Source organism: Pseudomonas sp. S60, from assembly GCF_016647865.1.
GTDB classification, from domain to species: domain Bacteria; phylum Pseudomonadota; class Gammaproteobacteria; order Pseudomonadales; family Pseudomonadaceae; genus Aquipseudomonas; species Aquipseudomonas parafulva.
Genome location: NZ_JACVVH010000014.1, coordinates 76575 through 90292, shown reverse-complemented (window position 1 = coordinate 90292; position 13718 = coordinate 76575). Strand labels below are relative to the sequence as shown.

The following is a 13718-nucleotide window of genomic DNA, read 5'->3' as shown; positions in this document are numbered from 1 at the left end:
GAGAAGCCCATGTCTGATTCCACGATCCGTACCAACCCACCCGGCACGGCGGACCTCGACCCTTTGCTGATCGATGCCGAGGCCGATGACGAGCAGGTGCAGGCGCAACCGGCGGTTACGCCGCGCCCTTGGCTGCTGCTGCTCGGCCTGGTGCTGGTGGCATTGAACCTGCGCCCGGCGTTGTCGAGCATGGCACCCGTGTTGGGCCAGGTGTCCGACGGGCTGGGGCTCAGCGCCGCCCAGGCCGGGTTGCTGACCACCTTGCCGGTGTTGTGCCTGGGCCTGTTCGCGCCACTGGCGCCGGTACTGGCGCGTCGTCTGGGCAGCGAGCGCGTGGTGCTGGTGATTCTTGTCACCCTGGCGCTGGGCATTGTGCTGCGCAGTACGCTGGGGGTAACAGGGCTGTTCATGGGTAGCCTGGTGGCAGGGGCCAGCATCGGCATTATCGGGGTCTTGCTACCCGGTATCGTCAAACGTGACTTCCCTCAGCATGCTGGCACCCTGACGGGCGTGTACACCATGGCGCTGTGCCTCGGTGCAGCCATGGCGGCCGGGGCCACGGTGCCGCTGGCCCAGTATTTCGATGACAGCTGGGCCCTGGGGCTGGGGTTCTGGATGCTGCCCGCCTTGGTGGCCATGTTGGTGTGGCTGCCCCAGGCTCGCCAAGGCCACGGCCAGCACAAGGTTGCTTACCGCGTGCGCGGCCTGTGGCGCGACCCGCTGGCCTGGCAGGTGACGTTGTACATGGGCCTGCAGTCGTCACTGGCCTATATCGTCTTTGGCTGGTTGCCGTCGATTCTGATCGGGCGTGGCCTTAGCCCCACGCAAGCAGGGCTGGTGCTGTCGGGTTCGGTGATCGTGCAACTAGCAAGCTCCCTTGCAGCCCCCTGGCTGGCCACGCGTGGCAAAGACCAGCGGCTGGCGATCGTGCTGGTCATGCTGGTGACCCTTTGCGGGTTGTTCGGTTGCCTGTATGCGCCGCTCTCCGGGCTGTGGGGCTGGGCGGTGGTGCTGGGGTTGGGGCAGGGTGGCACGTTCGCCCTGGCGCTGACCTTGATCGTGCTGCGCTCCCGGGATGCCCATGTGGCGGCGAACCTGTCGAGCATGGCTCAGGGCGTGGGTTATACCCTGGCGTCCATGGGGCCCTTCGCGGTAGGGCTGGTGCACGACCTGACCGGTGGCTGGGCAGCCCTGGGCTGGGTATTTGCGATTATCGGCCTGGGGGCCATCGTGTTCGGCCTGGGGGCCGGACGTGCCCTGCATGTCCAGGTCACCAGCGAGAAGGTCTGAAAGGCCGCTGGCGCACGCGAGCCGGGCAGATTATCGTGCGGCTTTGCCCTCCCAGGACCTTGAGCCCATGAGCGACGCCAACCGTGAACTGATCACCCGCTTCTACCAGGCCTTCCAGCGCCTCGATGCCGAGGCCATGGCTGCCTGCTACAGCGACGATGTCGTCTTCAGTGACCCGGTGTTCGGCACCCTGCGCGGCAAGGATGCCGCAGACATGTGGCGCATGCTGACCCAGCGGGCAAAGGCGTTCTCCCTTAACTTCGACAAGGTGCGGGCGGATGAGCACGGCGGGGCGGCGCAGTGGGTGGCGACCTACACGTTTGCCCAGACCGGGCGCACGGTGGTCAACCGCATTCAGGCGCGTTTTCTGATTCGGGACGGGCTGATCTACCAGCACGACGACAGCTTCGACCTGTGGGGGTGGTCGCGCCAGGCGCTGGGCACGCCGGGTTTGCTGCTGGGCTGGACACCCTGGCTGCAGGGTAAGGTACGCCAGCAGGCCTTCAAGGGCCTGCGAGCGTTCCAGCATGCTCAAGGTAGCGCGACGGCCTGATCGCTTTCGTAGTAATTGAAGGTGGCGCGTTCAGTGCCATCTTGCGGCAGGCGGATGCGTATCACCGGTATGAAGCCGCCGTAGGTCTTGTGCCAGTCTTGCTGGTCGGCCTGAGCCTGCTGCAAGGCACCATACTCGCCCTCGATGTGGAAGAACGACTGGATGGGCAGGGTATTGGCGCTGGCTTCTTCCCAGGCGCCTACCACCACTTCGTTCCAGGGGAACGGCATTTCCTGTGCGAACAGCTGCTGGCCGCGCAGGCTTTGGTAAAAGGCGTCGGCCCGCTCCGGTACGCGTGTGCGGCGGATGTCGAAGGCGCACTGGCGTTTGTAGTCGCCGGTTTTCCTGTAGTGGGCTATCCAGTCCTCGGCGCTAAGCACGCCCTGCTCGTGGCAGGCGGCTTCGCGTTCAGGGGTCTGGCGGTTATCGCCGCAGCCCCGGTTGTCTCGCTCCCAGGTGTCACCGTCGGTGGGCCATGCGCACAGCATCTCGTAGTGCAGCGAGCCCTTGGGCCGCTGCAGCAGGGGGTAGAGGGTGAAGCCGCTGCGCCCGTCGGCGGCCAGCCGGGTGACAGGCAAATCGCGACGCAGGTACGAGAAAGAAACGCCGCCCTTGTCCTTGCTGTTCTGGCTATGATGCCAGGTGTGATAGTGCGGGGATGGCCGGGTGGACCTGAGCAGTACCCCCGAGCAGGCATGGGCCGGTACGGCGTTGCCTTCGCACTGTGCTGGGGTAGCGTCGTAGTTGCGCTGCATGCGCTGCGCGGTTTTCTCGCCGATGGACGCCTGGGTGGCAGAGGCTGCCGCCAGCAGTGCGACGGTCAGCCACGTACGGGTTTTACAAGCAAGCATGATGAAGCCCTCGATGTGTGGGCTCATCAAATTAATGATGGAAAGGGCAGGCGTCGTGAGTGAACAAGTGCCGGGTCAGGCAATGAAACCCTGGTATGTGTACCTGGTCAGGGCCGCAAACGGTTCGCTGTACTGCGGTATCAGCGACGACCCGCAGCGGCGCTTCGTGGCGCACCAGAACGGCAGGGGCGCGCGGTACTTCAAGACCAGCCCGGCCCAGGCGCTGGTGTATGTGGAGCAATGGCCGGACAAGGGCGAGGCCCTGCGGCAGGAGCGGCTGGTCAAGCGGCTGCGCAAGTCGGCGAAGGAGGCCTTGGTGGCCTCCTATACCGCACCCGCCGCTGTGTAGGGTAGCCTGGGCCTTAGTCCTTGCGCCGCTTGAGCTGGTCGACCAGGGTAGTCGGCAGCCCTTTGATGATCAGCGTCCCTGCGGCTTCGTCATATTCCACCTTGTCACCCAGCAGATGGGCCTCGAAGCTGATCGACAACCCCTCGGCGCGCCCGGTGAAGCGGCGGAACTGGTTGAGGGTACGTTTGTCGGCAGGGATTTCCGGCGACAGGCCGTAGTCCTTGTTGCGGATATGGTCGTAGAACGCCTTGGGGCGCTCTTCGTCGATCAGGCTGGACAATTCTTCCAGGGTGACCGGTTCGCCCAGTTTGGTCTGGGTCGTGGCGTACTCCACCAGTGTCTGGGTTTTTTCCCGGGCGGACGCTTCAGGCAGGTCCTCGCTCTCCACGAAATCGCTGAAGGCCTTGAGCAGGGTGCGGGTTTCGCCTGGGCCGTCGACCCCTTCCTGGCAGCCGATGAAGTCACGGAAGTAGTCCGATACCTTCTTGCCGTTCTTGCCCTTGATGAACGAGATGTACTGCTTGGAGTTCTGGTTGTTCTTCCATTCCGACAGGTTGATGCGTGCTGCCAAGTGCAATTGGCCCAGGTCCAGGTGCCGTGATGGCGTGACGTCGAGTTCGGCGTTCACGGCCACGCCTTCGCTGTGGTGCAGCAGGGCGATGGCCAGGTACTCGGTCATGCCCTGCTGGTAGTGGGCGAACAGGATGTGCCCGCCCGTAGAGAGGTTGGACTCTTCCATCAGCTTTTGCAGGTGTTCGACGGCCATGCGGCTGAACGCGGTGAAATCCTTGTCGGCATCCAGGTACTGTTTAAGCCAGCCGCTCAGGGGGTAGGCCCCTGACTCGCCGTGGAAAAACCCCCAGGCCTTGCCTTGTTTGGCGTTGTAGCTGTCATTGAGGTCGGCCAGCAGGTTTTCGATGGCGTCGGAGGCGGCCAGTTCTGTGTCGCGGGCGTGCAGCACGGCGGGGCTGCCATCGGGCTTTTTGTCGATCAGGTGAACGATGCAATGGCGGATTGGCATGGGATTCTCAACGGGCTGCAAAAGGCTTGAAGTTTACCTCAGACGCAGGGGGATGCAGTGGCCGGAAGTTGGCGCAAATGCCAGTTGCTCGTTTTTTAAGCAACTTTGTGGCTTTAAGACGAAAAACCCCCGAAAAACCTGCATTAAATCAGGGTGCGCAGCGGATATTTGTTCATTCGTGTGATAGTTTTGCGCGGTCTTGCGCCCCTGCTGTGGCGCATTGCTGGCAGCGCACGTTCGCCACGTCGAACCAAACGCCGATTTGTGTATCTACATACCCAATTGGCGCGGCCCGCCAAGTTGACGGGGCTGGCCCGATAACGTCGTCGTTCGCTGCAAAACCATCGAATTTGATAGGGAAGGAACACCACCATGGCATTGACCAAAGACCAACTGATTGCCGATATCGCCGAATCGATCTCTGCACCGAAAGCCACCGCCAAGAACGCTCTGGAGCAACTGGGCCAGATCGTTGCCGACCAGCTGGAAAACGGCGCTGAAATCACCCTGCCAGGCATCGGCAAGCTGAAAGTCTCCGAGCGTCCTGCCCGTACCGGCCGCAACCCATCGACTGGCGCTGCCATCGAAATCGCTGCCAAGAAAGTCGTCAAGTTCGTGCCAGCCAAAGTGCTGACCGACGCTATCAACAAGTAATTCTTGTTGGGTTGACTAAACCGCGCCCGGCTTGCCCGGGCGCGGTTTTTTCATGCCTTCGATTCTGGTCGGGCGTACCAGGCCTGGCGGGCCGCTTGTGCATGGAAGCTCCAGGCCACCATGCGGCTCTGCTTTTGCCCCTGGCCCATTTCGCTGATGCGTACCGCCTTCGCCCTGGCTTTTTTCAGCGCGGCCTCGATGCCGGGCAGGTTGCTGGCCTTGGACACCAGGCTGGTGAACCACAGCACTTGCTGGGCGTACTGCACGCTTTCGCCAACCAGTTGGGTGACGAAGCGGATTTCACCCCCCTCGCACCACAGCTCGTTGTTCTGGCCACCGAAGTTCAGCACAGGCAACTTGCGTCTAGGGTCCTGCTTGCCAAGGTTCTTCCATTTGCGCTGGCTACCCCGGGTGGCTTCGTCGCGTGAGGCATGGAAGGGCGGGTTGCACAGTGTCAATGCCAGGCGCTCGTCCGCTTGCAGCAGCCCGGTGAGGATATGCGCAGCGTTTGCCTGCTGGCGCAGGGCTATGGCCTTGCTCAGGCCGTTGGCCTGCACGATGGCCTTGGCCGAGGCCAGCGCGACGGGGTCGATGTCCGAGCCCAGAAAGCGCCAGCGATAGTCGCTGTGGCCCAGCAACGGGTAGATACAGTTTGCCCCTACCCCCACATCCAGAACGCGTACCTGGGCCCCTCTGGGGATTTCGCCGCCATTGTCCTCCGCCAGCAGGTCGGCGGCCACGTGCAGGTAGTCGGCGCGGCCCGGGATAGGCGGGCACAGGTAGTCGGCGGGAATGTCCCAATGCTGGATGCCGTACTGCGCCTTGAGCAGGGCGCGGTTGAACACCCGCACGGCTTCGGGGTTGGCGAAGTCGATGCTGGGTTTGCCGTAGGGGTTGGTGATGGTGAAGCGGGCCAGGTCGGGGTGTGCCTTGATCAGGCTGGGGAAGTCATAACGGCCCTGATGGCGGTTACGCGGGTGCAGGGTGGGCTTTTCAGTCATGGTTGGGTCCGGTGATACGGTGCCGGCCCATTCGCGGCCAAGGCCGCTTCCACTGGGATGTTCGTCCCCTGTGGAAGCGGCCTTGGCCGCGAACGAGGGCATGGCCCCCGCCGGTCACATCCGCAATGTCAGGTTACAGCGCTGCAATCCGCGCGTGCTGCTCGGTAAAGTTGGCCAGCGCCTGTTCGGACTCGGCCAGCTTCGCACGCTCTTTCTCGATCACCGCAGGCGGTGCCTTGTCGACGAAGGCAGCGTTGGACAGCTTGCCACCCACGCGCGCCACTTCGCCTTGCAGGCGCTGGATTTCCTTGTTCAGGCGTGCCAGCTCGGCATCCTTGTCGATCAGCCCGGCCATGGGTACCAGTACCTGCAGGTCGCCCACCAGGGCAGTGGCCGACAAAGGTGGTTCGTCAGCATCACCCAACACGGTGAACGACTCGACCTTGGCCAGCTTCTTCAGCAGCGCTTCGTTTTCCTGCAGGCGGCGCTGGTCGTCGGCGTTGGCGTTCTTCAGGAACAGCGGCAGTGGTTTGCCTGGGCCGATGTTCATTTCGGCGCGGATGTTGCGCAGGCCTACCATCAGTTCCTTGAGCCATTCGATATCGCCTTCGGCGGCGGCATCGATGCGGGCTTCAACGGCTACCGGCCATGGCTGCAGCATGATGGTCTTGCCTTCGATGCCGGCCAGCGGCGCAATGCGCTGCCAGATTTCTTCGGTAATGAACGGCATGAACGGGTGCGCCAGGCGCAGTGCCACTTCCAGTACGCGCACCAGGGTGCGACGGGTGCCGCGGGCGCGCTCGACCGGGGCGTTCTCGTCCCACAGCACAGGCTTGGACAGCTCGAGGTACCAGTCGCAGTACTGGTTCCAGATGAACTCGTACAGCGCCTGGCTGGCCAGGTCGAAGCGGAATTGCTCCAGCTGGCGGGTCACCTCGGCTTCGGTGCGCTGCAACTGCGAGATAATCCAGCGGTCAGCCAGCGACAGCTCGTAGGCTTCACCGTTCTGGCCACAGTCTTCACCCTTGTCCAGCACGTAGCGGGCGGCGTTCCAGATCTTGTTGCAGAAGTTGCGGTAGCCTTCGACGCGGCCCATGTCGAACTTGATGTCACGGCCTGTGGAGGCCAGCGAGCAGAAGGTGAAACGCAGGGCGTCGGTGCCGTAGCTGGCGATACCTTCGGGGAACTCGGCCTTGGTCTGCTTGGCGATCTTCTCGGCCAGCTTGGGCTGCATCATGCCGCTGGTGCGTTTTTCCAGCAGGGCGTCGAGGGTGATACCGTCGACGATGTCCAGAGGGTCCAGCACGTTACCCTTGGACTTGGACATCTTCTGGCCCTGGCCATCACGCACCAGGCCATGCACATACACGGTCTTGAACGGTACCTGCGGGGTGCCGTCCTCGTTCTTCACCAGGTGCATGGTCAGCATGATCATGCGCGCCACCCAGAAGAAGATGATGTCGAACCCGGTTACCAGCACATCGGTGGAGTGGAATTTCTTGAGGAATTCGGTTTGCTCCGGCCAGCCCAGGGTGGAGAAGGTCCACAGGCCCGAACTGAACCAAGTGTCGAGCACGTCGTCGTCCTGGCGCAGGTTCACCTCGGCGCCCAGGTTGTGCTTGGCGCGGACTTCCTGCTCGTTGCGGCCTACATACACCTGGCCGGCTTCGTCGTACCAGGCCGGGATGCGGTGGCCCCACCACAGCTGGCGGCTGATGCACCAGTCCTGGATGTCGCGCATCCAGGAGAAATACATGTTCTCGTATTGCTTGGGCACGAACTGGATGCGGCCGTCTTCCACGGCGGCGATCGCAGGTTCTGCCAGCGGCTTGGTAGAGACATACCACTGGTCGGTCAGCCACGGCTCGATCACGGTGCCCGAGCGGTCACCCTTGGGCACTTTGAGCGCGTGGTCATCGATGCTGACCAGCAGGCCCTGGGCGTCCAGGTCGGCGACGATCTGCTTGCGGGCGACGAAGCGGTCCAGGCCGGCGTACTGGGCTGGCAGGCCAGTGTCGACCTGCTCGTTGACGCTGCCATCGAGGTTGAACGCCTGCGCAGCACCCAGCACCATGGCGTTCTTGTCGAAGATGTTCAGCAGCGGCAGGTTGTGGCGCTTGCCCACTTCGTAGTCGTTGAAATCGTGAGCCGGGGTGATCTTCACGCAGCCAGTGCCGAACGCCGGGTCGCAGTAGTCATCGGCGATGATCGGAATGCGGCGGCCGACCAGGGGCAGTTCGACGAATTTACCGATCAGCGCCTGGTAGCGTTCGTCAGCCGGGTTCACCGCAACGGCCGCATCGCCCAGCAGGGTTTCCGGGCGGGTGGTTGCGACCACCAGGTAGCCCAGGCCTTCGGCCGTGGTGGCGCCGTCGGCCAGCGGATAACGCAGGTTCCACAGGTGGCCCTTCTCGTCGTGGTTTTCCACTTCAAGGTCGGAGATGGCCGTGTGCAGCTTGGTGTCCCAGTTCACCAGGCGCTTGCCGCGGTAGATCAGGCCGTCTTCGTGCAAACGCACGAAGGCTTCCTTGACAGCGTCGGACAGGCCGTCGTCCATGGTGAAGCGCTCGCGGCTCCAGTCCACCGACGAACCGAGGCGGCGGATCTGGCGGCTGATGTTGCCACCGGACTGGTCCTTCCACTCCCAGACCTTTTCCAGGAACTGTTCGCGGCCCAGGTCATGACGGTTCTGGCCTTTCGCTTCGAGCTGGCGCTCTACCAGCATCTGCGTGGCGATACCGGCGTGGTCGGTGCCAGGTTGCCACAGGGTGTCGCGGCCCTGCATGCGACGGAAACGGATCAGGGCGTCCATGATCGCGTTGTTGAAGCCGTGGCCCATGTGCAGGCTGCCGGTCACGTTCGGCGGCGGAATCATGATGGTGTAGGACTCGCCTGCACCTTGTGGGGCGAAATAGTTCTCGGCCTCCCAGGTGTTGTACCAGGAAGTTTCGATGGCGTGCGGCTGGTAGGTCTTATCCATGCGCGGCGGGACCCTGTGCATTAATTCGGGAAAGCCGAGAAGTATAACCAAGCTGGGGGCCGCAGGCGACAGGCTGCTGCTATCTGGCGGGGCAGGGGTAGCCTGCACGGGTAAACCTGCGCCCACCGGCCCGCAACACGTTGATGCCTTGTGGGAGCAGGTTCACCCGCGAAACAGGCGCCACCAAATACTGACGTTACTCCGAACGCTTGATCAACCGCTCGATGCGCGCGTCCAGCCGGCGCTTGATCTCGTTCTCGATGTGCGGGGTGAAGTCGTTGATCACATCTTGCATGATCATCTGTGCGGCAGCGCGCAGCTCGCTTTCCAAGTGCAACAGGGTGTCCTGGCGGCGCGCTTGCGGGTTGTCATCGGCTGCGGCGGGTTGCCCGTCAACCGCGGGGGCAGCGTTGCCGGCCGGCTCGTCGAGGTGCAAAGGCATCTGCTCCACAGTGTCGGTGAGCAGCGGTGGCTGCAGGTCGGCATCACCGAGCAACTGGCGGATCGACTCGAGGTCATCGAGCAGATGGTTGGAATCTGGCAGGGGGGAGTGCTTGTCCATCGTCGTCAAAATCGCTGTAAGCGGTGGTCTTGCAGAGCATAGCCCTGTTCACGGTAGAAACGGAATCGCTCACGGGCTGATTGGCGGATGCCGGGCTCTTCCACGACGATTTCCGCCACCCGCTCGAACTGCCCGACGAAGCCTGGCACAGCTGCCCCCAGGTTGATCAGCAGGTCGCAGTGCGCGCCTGCGTTTTCGCCCAGACCCAGCGCCACGCTGGCATCGGGTTGGATCTCGGCCATGTCGTGGGGCACGAAGGCTTCACCCCTGAACGCCCACAGCAGTTGGTCCAACGCCATGCGCTGGGCCTCATCCTGGCAGTGCAGGTACACACGGTGGCCCAGGCGCCAGGCCTTGTCGCACAGCTTGCAGGCGAAATCCAGGCGCGCCGACAGGGCGTCGGTGGGCAGGATATAGAAATCGACTTTGCTCATGGGAATATCGCCGGCCGGGGGCGCACCGCGCGCCACCGGCTGAGGGCGTCAGGCGCCGGCGCGGTCCAGCAGGTACTGGGTGAGCAGGGGGACCGGGCGGCCAGTGGCGCCCTTGTCCTTGCCGCCGCTGACCCAGGCGGTGCCCGCGATGTCCATGTGCGCCCACTGGTAGGCCTTGGCAAAGCGTGACAGGAAGCAGCCAGCCGTGATGGTGCCTGCCTTGGGCCCACCGATGTTGCCCATGTCGGCGAACGGGCTGTCCAGCTGCTCCTGGTACTCGTCGAACAGCGGCAATTGCCAGGCGCGGTCGTCGGCACGCTTGCCGGCATCGAGCAACTGGCCCACCAGCGCGTCGTCGTTGCCCATCAGGCCGGTGGTGTGGCTGCCCAGGGCAACGATGCAGGCGCCGGTGAGGGTGGCGATGTCGATCACGGCCTGGGGCTTGAAGCGCTCGGCGTAGGTCAGGGTGTCGCACAGCACCAGGCGGCCTTCGGCATCAGTGTTGAGGATCTCAACCGTCTGCCCGCTCATGGTGGTGACGATGTCGCCCGGGCGGGTTGCGCCGCCGCTGGGCATGTTCTCGGCGCAGGCCAGCAGGCACACCAGGTTGATCGGCAGTTGCAGTTCCAGCACGGCGCGCAGCGTGCCCAGCACACTGGCCGCGCCGCACATGTCGTATTTCATTTCGTCCATGCCGGCACCTGGCTTGAGGCTGATGCCGCCGGTGTCGAAGGTGATGCCTTTGCCCACCAGCACGAACGGTTTTTCGGCCTTCTTGCCGCCCTGGTAGTTCAGCACGATCAGGCGTGGCGGCTGGTCGCTGCCCTGGCCCACGGCATAGAACGCACCCATGCCCAGGTCCTTGATTTTCTTCTCGTCCAGCACTTCGACCTTCAGGCCCTTGTGGGCTTTGCCCAGGTCCTTGGCCTGTTCGGCCAGGAAGCTTGGGTGGCACAGGTTTGGCGGCAGGTTGCCCAGGTCGCGGGTGAAGGCCATGCCGGTGGCGATGGCGCTGGCATGTTGCACGGCACGCTCGACCTCGGCCTGGCCCGCCTTGTCGGCCAGCAGGGTGACTTTTTTCAGGGCGCGGGGCTCGGCTTTCTGGCTTTTGAAACGATCGAATACGTATTCGCCGTCCAGCAGGGTTTCGGCCAGCAGGCGGTATTTGCCGTAGTGGGCGTCGCGGTTGTTGACTGCGATATCATCCAGGGCCAGCACGGCATCGGCGCCATTCAGGCCCTTGAGTACGCCGGCAACGCTTGCCACCAGCTTGCGCCAGGCGCGGTCGCCCAGGGCTTCATCCTTGCCGCAGCCAACCAGCAGCACACGTTCGGCCTTGAGGCCCGGCACATTGTGCAGCAGCAGGGTCTGGCCCGGCTTGCCGAGCAGGTCGCCACGCTTGAGCACGGCGCTGATGGCGCCTTCGCAGGCCTGGTCTACGCCCTTGGCCACGGCGCCCAGCGTACGTTTTTCACCAACTGCGATCACCAGCGTTGCAGTTTTTACGGATGCAGCGGCTACGCTTTTTACAACCAGTTCCATGTCAGGGTCCCCGAATGATCGATACGTGTGGCGCCGTGTGTGCCGGCGCTCTGGACGGGGCTGGCCGCGCCATGGCGCGCCAGCGGAAAAGCTGCCAGTTTGAGCCTGCGGCAAGCGTGCTGACAACCCCGTTGTGCGGCTTGATGCGCGCCAAGTGACAGGGGCGGTCAATCACAGGATAATGCGCGCACTTTATATGAAGGTTCGCCTGTGGCGAACCCGCATTGGCCTTGGATGTACTAAGTCATCGTCTGGTGCCATTCAATGGCAGTCCGTGCTGACAGCCCAGGAGTGTCTGGTTTGATCGTCTTTCGTTATCTGTCCCGCGAGGTCCTGGTGACCTTGAGCGCCGTCAGCGCAGTGCTGCTGGTGATCATCATGAGCGGCCGCTTCATCAAGTACCTGGCCCAGGCTGCCCAGGGCGTGCTCGACCCGGGCGTGCTGTTCCTGATCATGGGCTTCCGCCTGCCAGGGTTCCTGCAACTCATCCTGCCGCTGGGGCTGTTCCTGGGCATCCTGCTTGCCTATGGCCGTCTGTACCTGGAAAGCGAAATGACCGTGCTCTCGGCCACGGGCATGAGCCAGCAGCGTCTGCTGGGCATGACCATGGCGCCTGCCGCGCTGGTGGCACTGCTGGTTGCCTGGCTGAGCCTGAGCCTGGCACCGCTGGGCGTTGCCCAGGTGCAGAAGATCATCAGCCAGCAGGATGCCCTGACCGAGTTCGACACCTTGGTGCCGGGCCGCTTCCAGACCCTGCGCGACGGTTCCCGGGTGACCTACACCGAACAGCTGTCGGATGACCGGGTGAACCTTGCCGGGGTGTTCATTTCGGAAAAACGCTTCAACCAGGACAAGACCAAGGACCGCGCCCCATCGGTGCTGGTGGCCGAGCGTGGTCACCAGGAAATCCAGGCCGACGGCAACCGCTATCTGGTGCTGGAAAACGGCTACCGCTACGACGGCAACCCGGGCCAGGCCGATTACCGCGCCATCAAGTACGACACCTACGGTGTGCTGCTGCCCAAGCCGGAGGTGAGCGAAGAGGTCACCGAGCGCGAAGCCATCCCCACCACCGAGCTGTTCGGCTCGACGGACCTGCGCGAGCGCGCCGAGCTGCAGTGGCGGCTGTCGCTGCCCATCCTGGTCTTCATCGTGACCCTGCTGGCGGTGCCGCTGTCCCGCGCCAACCCTCGGCAGGGGCGCTTCCTCAAGCTGCTGCCGGCAATTCTTCTGTACATGGCTTACCTGACAATGCTGATTTCCGTTCGCGGTGCCCTCGAGAAAGGCAAGCTGCCCATTGGCCTGGGCATGTGGTGGGTCCACGGTCTGTTCCTGCTGATCGGGCTGGGGATCATGTACTGGGAGCCCCTGCGCCTCAAGCGTGCTGCCCGCCGTGCGGAGGTGACCCGTGGCTAAGCTCGACCGCTACATCGGCCAGAGCGTGCTCATGGCCATTCTGGCCGTACTGGGGATCATCCTCGGTTTGGCGTCCCTGTTTGCCTTCATCGACGAGATGGGTGACCTGAGCGATACCTACACGGTGATGGATGCAGGCAAGTATGTGCTGCTTACCGCCCCGCGCCGTGTGTACGACATGCTGCCGATGGCGGCGCTCATCGGCTGCCTGATTGGCCTGGGTACCCTGGCCAGCAGCAGCGAGCTGACCATCATGCGTGCGGCGGGTGTTTCCATCGGCCGTATCGTCTGGGCGGTGATGAAGCCCATGCTGGTACTGATGCTGGTCGGCCTGCTGATTGGCGAATACGTGGCGCCGGTCACCGAGAATACGGCCCAGGCCGATCGCTCACTGGCGCAAGGTGGCGGTGAAGCGCAGAGCTCCAAGCGCGGCATGTGGCACCGCCAGGGCGAGGAGTTCGTCCATATCAACTCGGTGCAGCCGAACAACCTGCTGCTGGGGGTGACACGCTACCGTTTCGACGACCAGCGCAAGATCATCAGTTCCAGCTTCGCGCGCCGGGCCCGTTATGAAAACGAGCAGTGGGTACTCAGCGATGTGCGCACCACGTTCTTCCGCGGCGACCATACCGAGGTAGTGCAGGCCCCTGAAGAGAAGTGGGATGTGTCGGTTACGCCGCAGTTGCTCAATACCGTTGTCGTCGCACCGGAGTCGCTGTCGATCACCGGCCTGTGGGACTACATCCACTACCTGTCCGACCAGGGCCTGAACAACGCGCGCTACTGGCTGGCGTTCTGGACCAAGGTGCTGCAACCGGCTGTGACCGCAGCGCTGGTACTGATGGCCATTTCCTTCATCTTCGGGCCACTGCGTTCGGTCACCCTGGGCCAACGCGTGTTCACCGGCGTATTGGTGGGCTTCGTGTTCCGCATTGCCCAGGACCTGCTGGGGCCATCCAGCCAGGTGTTCGGCTTCCCGCCCTTGTTGGCCGTGGTGTTGCCGGCCGGCATCTGCGCCTTGGCCGGGTTGTGGTTACTGCGTAGAGCAGGGTAATACCCCCGCCG

Annotated in this window: 13 protein-coding genes; 6 read left to right on the top strand and 7 right to left on the bottom strand. The window is 63.5% G+C overall.

The window, feature by feature from the left end; translation table 11 throughout:
• The first annotated feature begins 9 nt into the window (after nt 1-9).
• A complete protein-coding gene (locus tag IAE33_RS09320; protein ID WP_201163279.1) occupies nt 10-1290 on the top strand; it encodes a CynX/NimT family MFS transporter in 1281 nt (426 codons plus the stop codon).
• 67 nt (nt 1291-1357) lie between these two features.
• Nucleotides 1358-1843, top strand: a complete 486-nt coding sequence (locus IAE33_RS09315) for a nuclear transport factor 2 family protein (protein ID WP_028631512.1) — start codon at nt 1358-1360, stop codon at nt 1841-1843.
• On the opposite strand, the gene IAE33_RS09310 is transcribed toward IAE33_RS09315, so the two are convergent.
• Nucleotides 1822-2694, bottom strand: a complete 873-nt coding sequence (locus tag IAE33_RS09310) for a hypothetical protein (RefSeq protein ID WP_155273711.1) — start codon at nt 2692-2694, stop codon at nt 1822-1824. The genes IAE33_RS09315 and IAE33_RS09310 overlap by 22 nt on opposite strands.
• An 82-nt stretch (nt 2695-2776) precedes the next feature.
• On the opposite strand from IAE33_RS09310, the gene IAE33_RS09305 reads away from it, so the two are divergent.
• Nucleotides 2777-3043 (top strand): GIY-YIG nuclease family protein, encoded by a 267-nt coding sequence (locus tag IAE33_RS09305; protein WP_236403231.1) that lies wholly within the window; start codon nt 2777-2779, stop codon nt 3041-3043.
• Nucleotides 3044-3056: 13 nt separating this feature from the next.
• Here IAE33_RS09305 and yejK read toward each other — a convergent pair whose 3' ends face one another.
• Nucleotides 3057-4064: a nucleoid-associated protein YejK gene (gene yejK / locus IAE33_RS09300; protein WP_028631510.1), complete on the bottom strand. Its 1008-nt coding sequence runs from the start codon at nt 4062-4064 to the stop codon at nt 3057-3059.
• A gap of 372 nt (nt 4065-4436) precedes the next feature.
• Here yejK and IAE33_RS09295 point away from each other — a divergent pair, with 372 nt between their 5' ends.
• Entirely contained in the window at nt 4437-4718 is a 282-nt protein-coding gene (locus tag IAE33_RS09295) for an HU family DNA-binding protein (protein ID WP_028631509.1), read from the top strand.
• A gap of 50 nt (nt 4719-4768) precedes the next feature.
• Here IAE33_RS09295 and rlmF read toward each other — a convergent pair whose 3' ends face one another.
• The 5 genes from rlmF to IAE33_RS09270 form a co-directional block, all read right to left on the bottom strand.
• Entirely contained in the window at nt 4769-5719 is a 951-nt protein-coding gene (gene rlmF / locus IAE33_RS09290; protein ID WP_201163278.1) for a 23S rRNA (adenine(1618)-N(6))-methyltransferase RlmF, read from the bottom strand.
• 133 nt (nt 5720-5852) lie between these two features.
• Nucleotides 5853-8699 (bottom strand): valine--tRNA ligase, encoded by a 2847-nt coding sequence (locus IAE33_RS09285; RefSeq protein WP_201163277.1) that lies wholly within the window; start codon nt 8697-8699, stop codon nt 5853-5855.
• A 196-nt stretch (nt 8700-8895) separates the two neighbouring features.
• Nucleotides 8896-9261 (bottom strand): hypothetical protein, encoded by a 366-nt coding sequence (locus IAE33_RS09280; RefSeq protein WP_028631506.1) that lies wholly within the window; start codon nt 9259-9261, stop codon nt 8896-8898.
• 5 nt (nt 9262-9266) lie between these two features.
• On the bottom strand, nt 9267-9695 hold the full coding sequence (locus IAE33_RS09275; RefSeq protein WP_201163276.1) for a DNA polymerase III subunit chi: 429 nt from the start codon (nt 9693-9695) through the stop codon (nt 9267-9269).
• A gap of 48 nt (nt 9696-9743) precedes the next feature.
• Nucleotides 9744-11237, bottom strand: a complete 1494-nt coding sequence (locus tag IAE33_RS09270; RefSeq protein ID WP_201163275.1) for a leucyl aminopeptidase — start codon at nt 11235-11237, stop codon at nt 9744-9746.
• Nucleotides 11238-11537: 300 nt separating this feature from the next.
• On the opposite strand from IAE33_RS09270, the gene lptF reads away from it, so the two are divergent.
• The gene (gene lptF, locus IAE33_RS09265) at nt 11538-12653 is read left to right on the top strand and encodes an LPS export ABC transporter permease LptF (RefSeq protein ID WP_028631503.1); all 1116 of its coding nucleotides are present in this window, start codon (nt 11538-11540) and stop codon (nt 12651-12653) included.
• The gene (gene lptG, locus IAE33_RS09260) at nt 12646-13707 is read left to right on the top strand and encodes an LPS export ABC transporter permease LptG (protein WP_028631502.1); all 1062 of its coding nucleotides are present in this window, start codon (nt 12646-12648) and stop codon (nt 13705-13707) included. Before lptF ends, lptG begins: the two co-directional genes overlap by 8 nt.
• Nucleotides 13708-13718: the final 11 nt, after the last annotated feature.

Excerpts from the sequence above, each read along its gene's own strand:
- IAE33_RS09320 (WP_201163279.1), top strand. The coding sequence starts at position 10 with ATGTCTGATTCCACGATCCGTACCAACCCACCCGGCACGGCGGACCTC.
- IAE33_RS09315 (WP_028631512.1), top strand. The coding sequence starts at position 1,358 with ATGAGCGACGCCAACCGTGAACTGATCACCCGCTTCTACCAGGCCTTC.
- IAE33_RS09310 (WP_155273711.1), bottom strand. The coding sequence starts at position 2,694 with ATGCTTGCTTGTAAAACCCGTACGTGGCTGACCGTCGCACTGCTGGCG.
- IAE33_RS09305 (WP_236403231.1), top strand. The coding sequence starts at position 2,777 with ATGAAACCCTGGTATGTGTACCTGGTCAGGGCCGCAAACGGTTCGCTG.
- yejK (WP_028631510.1), bottom strand. The coding sequence starts at position 4,064 with ATGCCAATCCGCCATTGCATCGTTCACCTGATCGACAAAAAGCCCGAT.
- IAE33_RS09295 (WP_028631509.1), top strand. The coding sequence starts at position 4,437 with ATGGCATTGACCAAAGACCAACTGATTGCCGATATCGCCGAATCGATC.
- rlmF (WP_201163278.1), bottom strand. The coding sequence starts at position 5,719 with ATGACTGAAAAGCCCACCCTGCACCCGCGTAACCGCCATCAGGGCCGT.
- IAE33_RS09285 (WP_201163277.1), bottom strand. The coding sequence starts at position 8,699 with ATGGATAAGACCTACCAGCCGCACGCCATCGAAACTTCCTGGTACAAC.
- IAE33_RS09280 (WP_028631506.1), bottom strand. The coding sequence starts at position 9,261 with ATGGACAAGCACTCCCCCCTGCCAGATTCCAACCATCTGCTCGATGAC.
- IAE33_RS09275 (WP_201163276.1), bottom strand. The coding sequence starts at position 9,695 with ATGAGCAAAGTCGATTTCTATATCCTGCCCACCGACGCCCTGTCGGCG.
- IAE33_RS09270 (WP_201163275.1), bottom strand. The coding sequence starts at position 11,237 with ATGGAACTGGTTGTAAAAAGCGTAGCCGCTGCATCCGTAAAAACTGCA.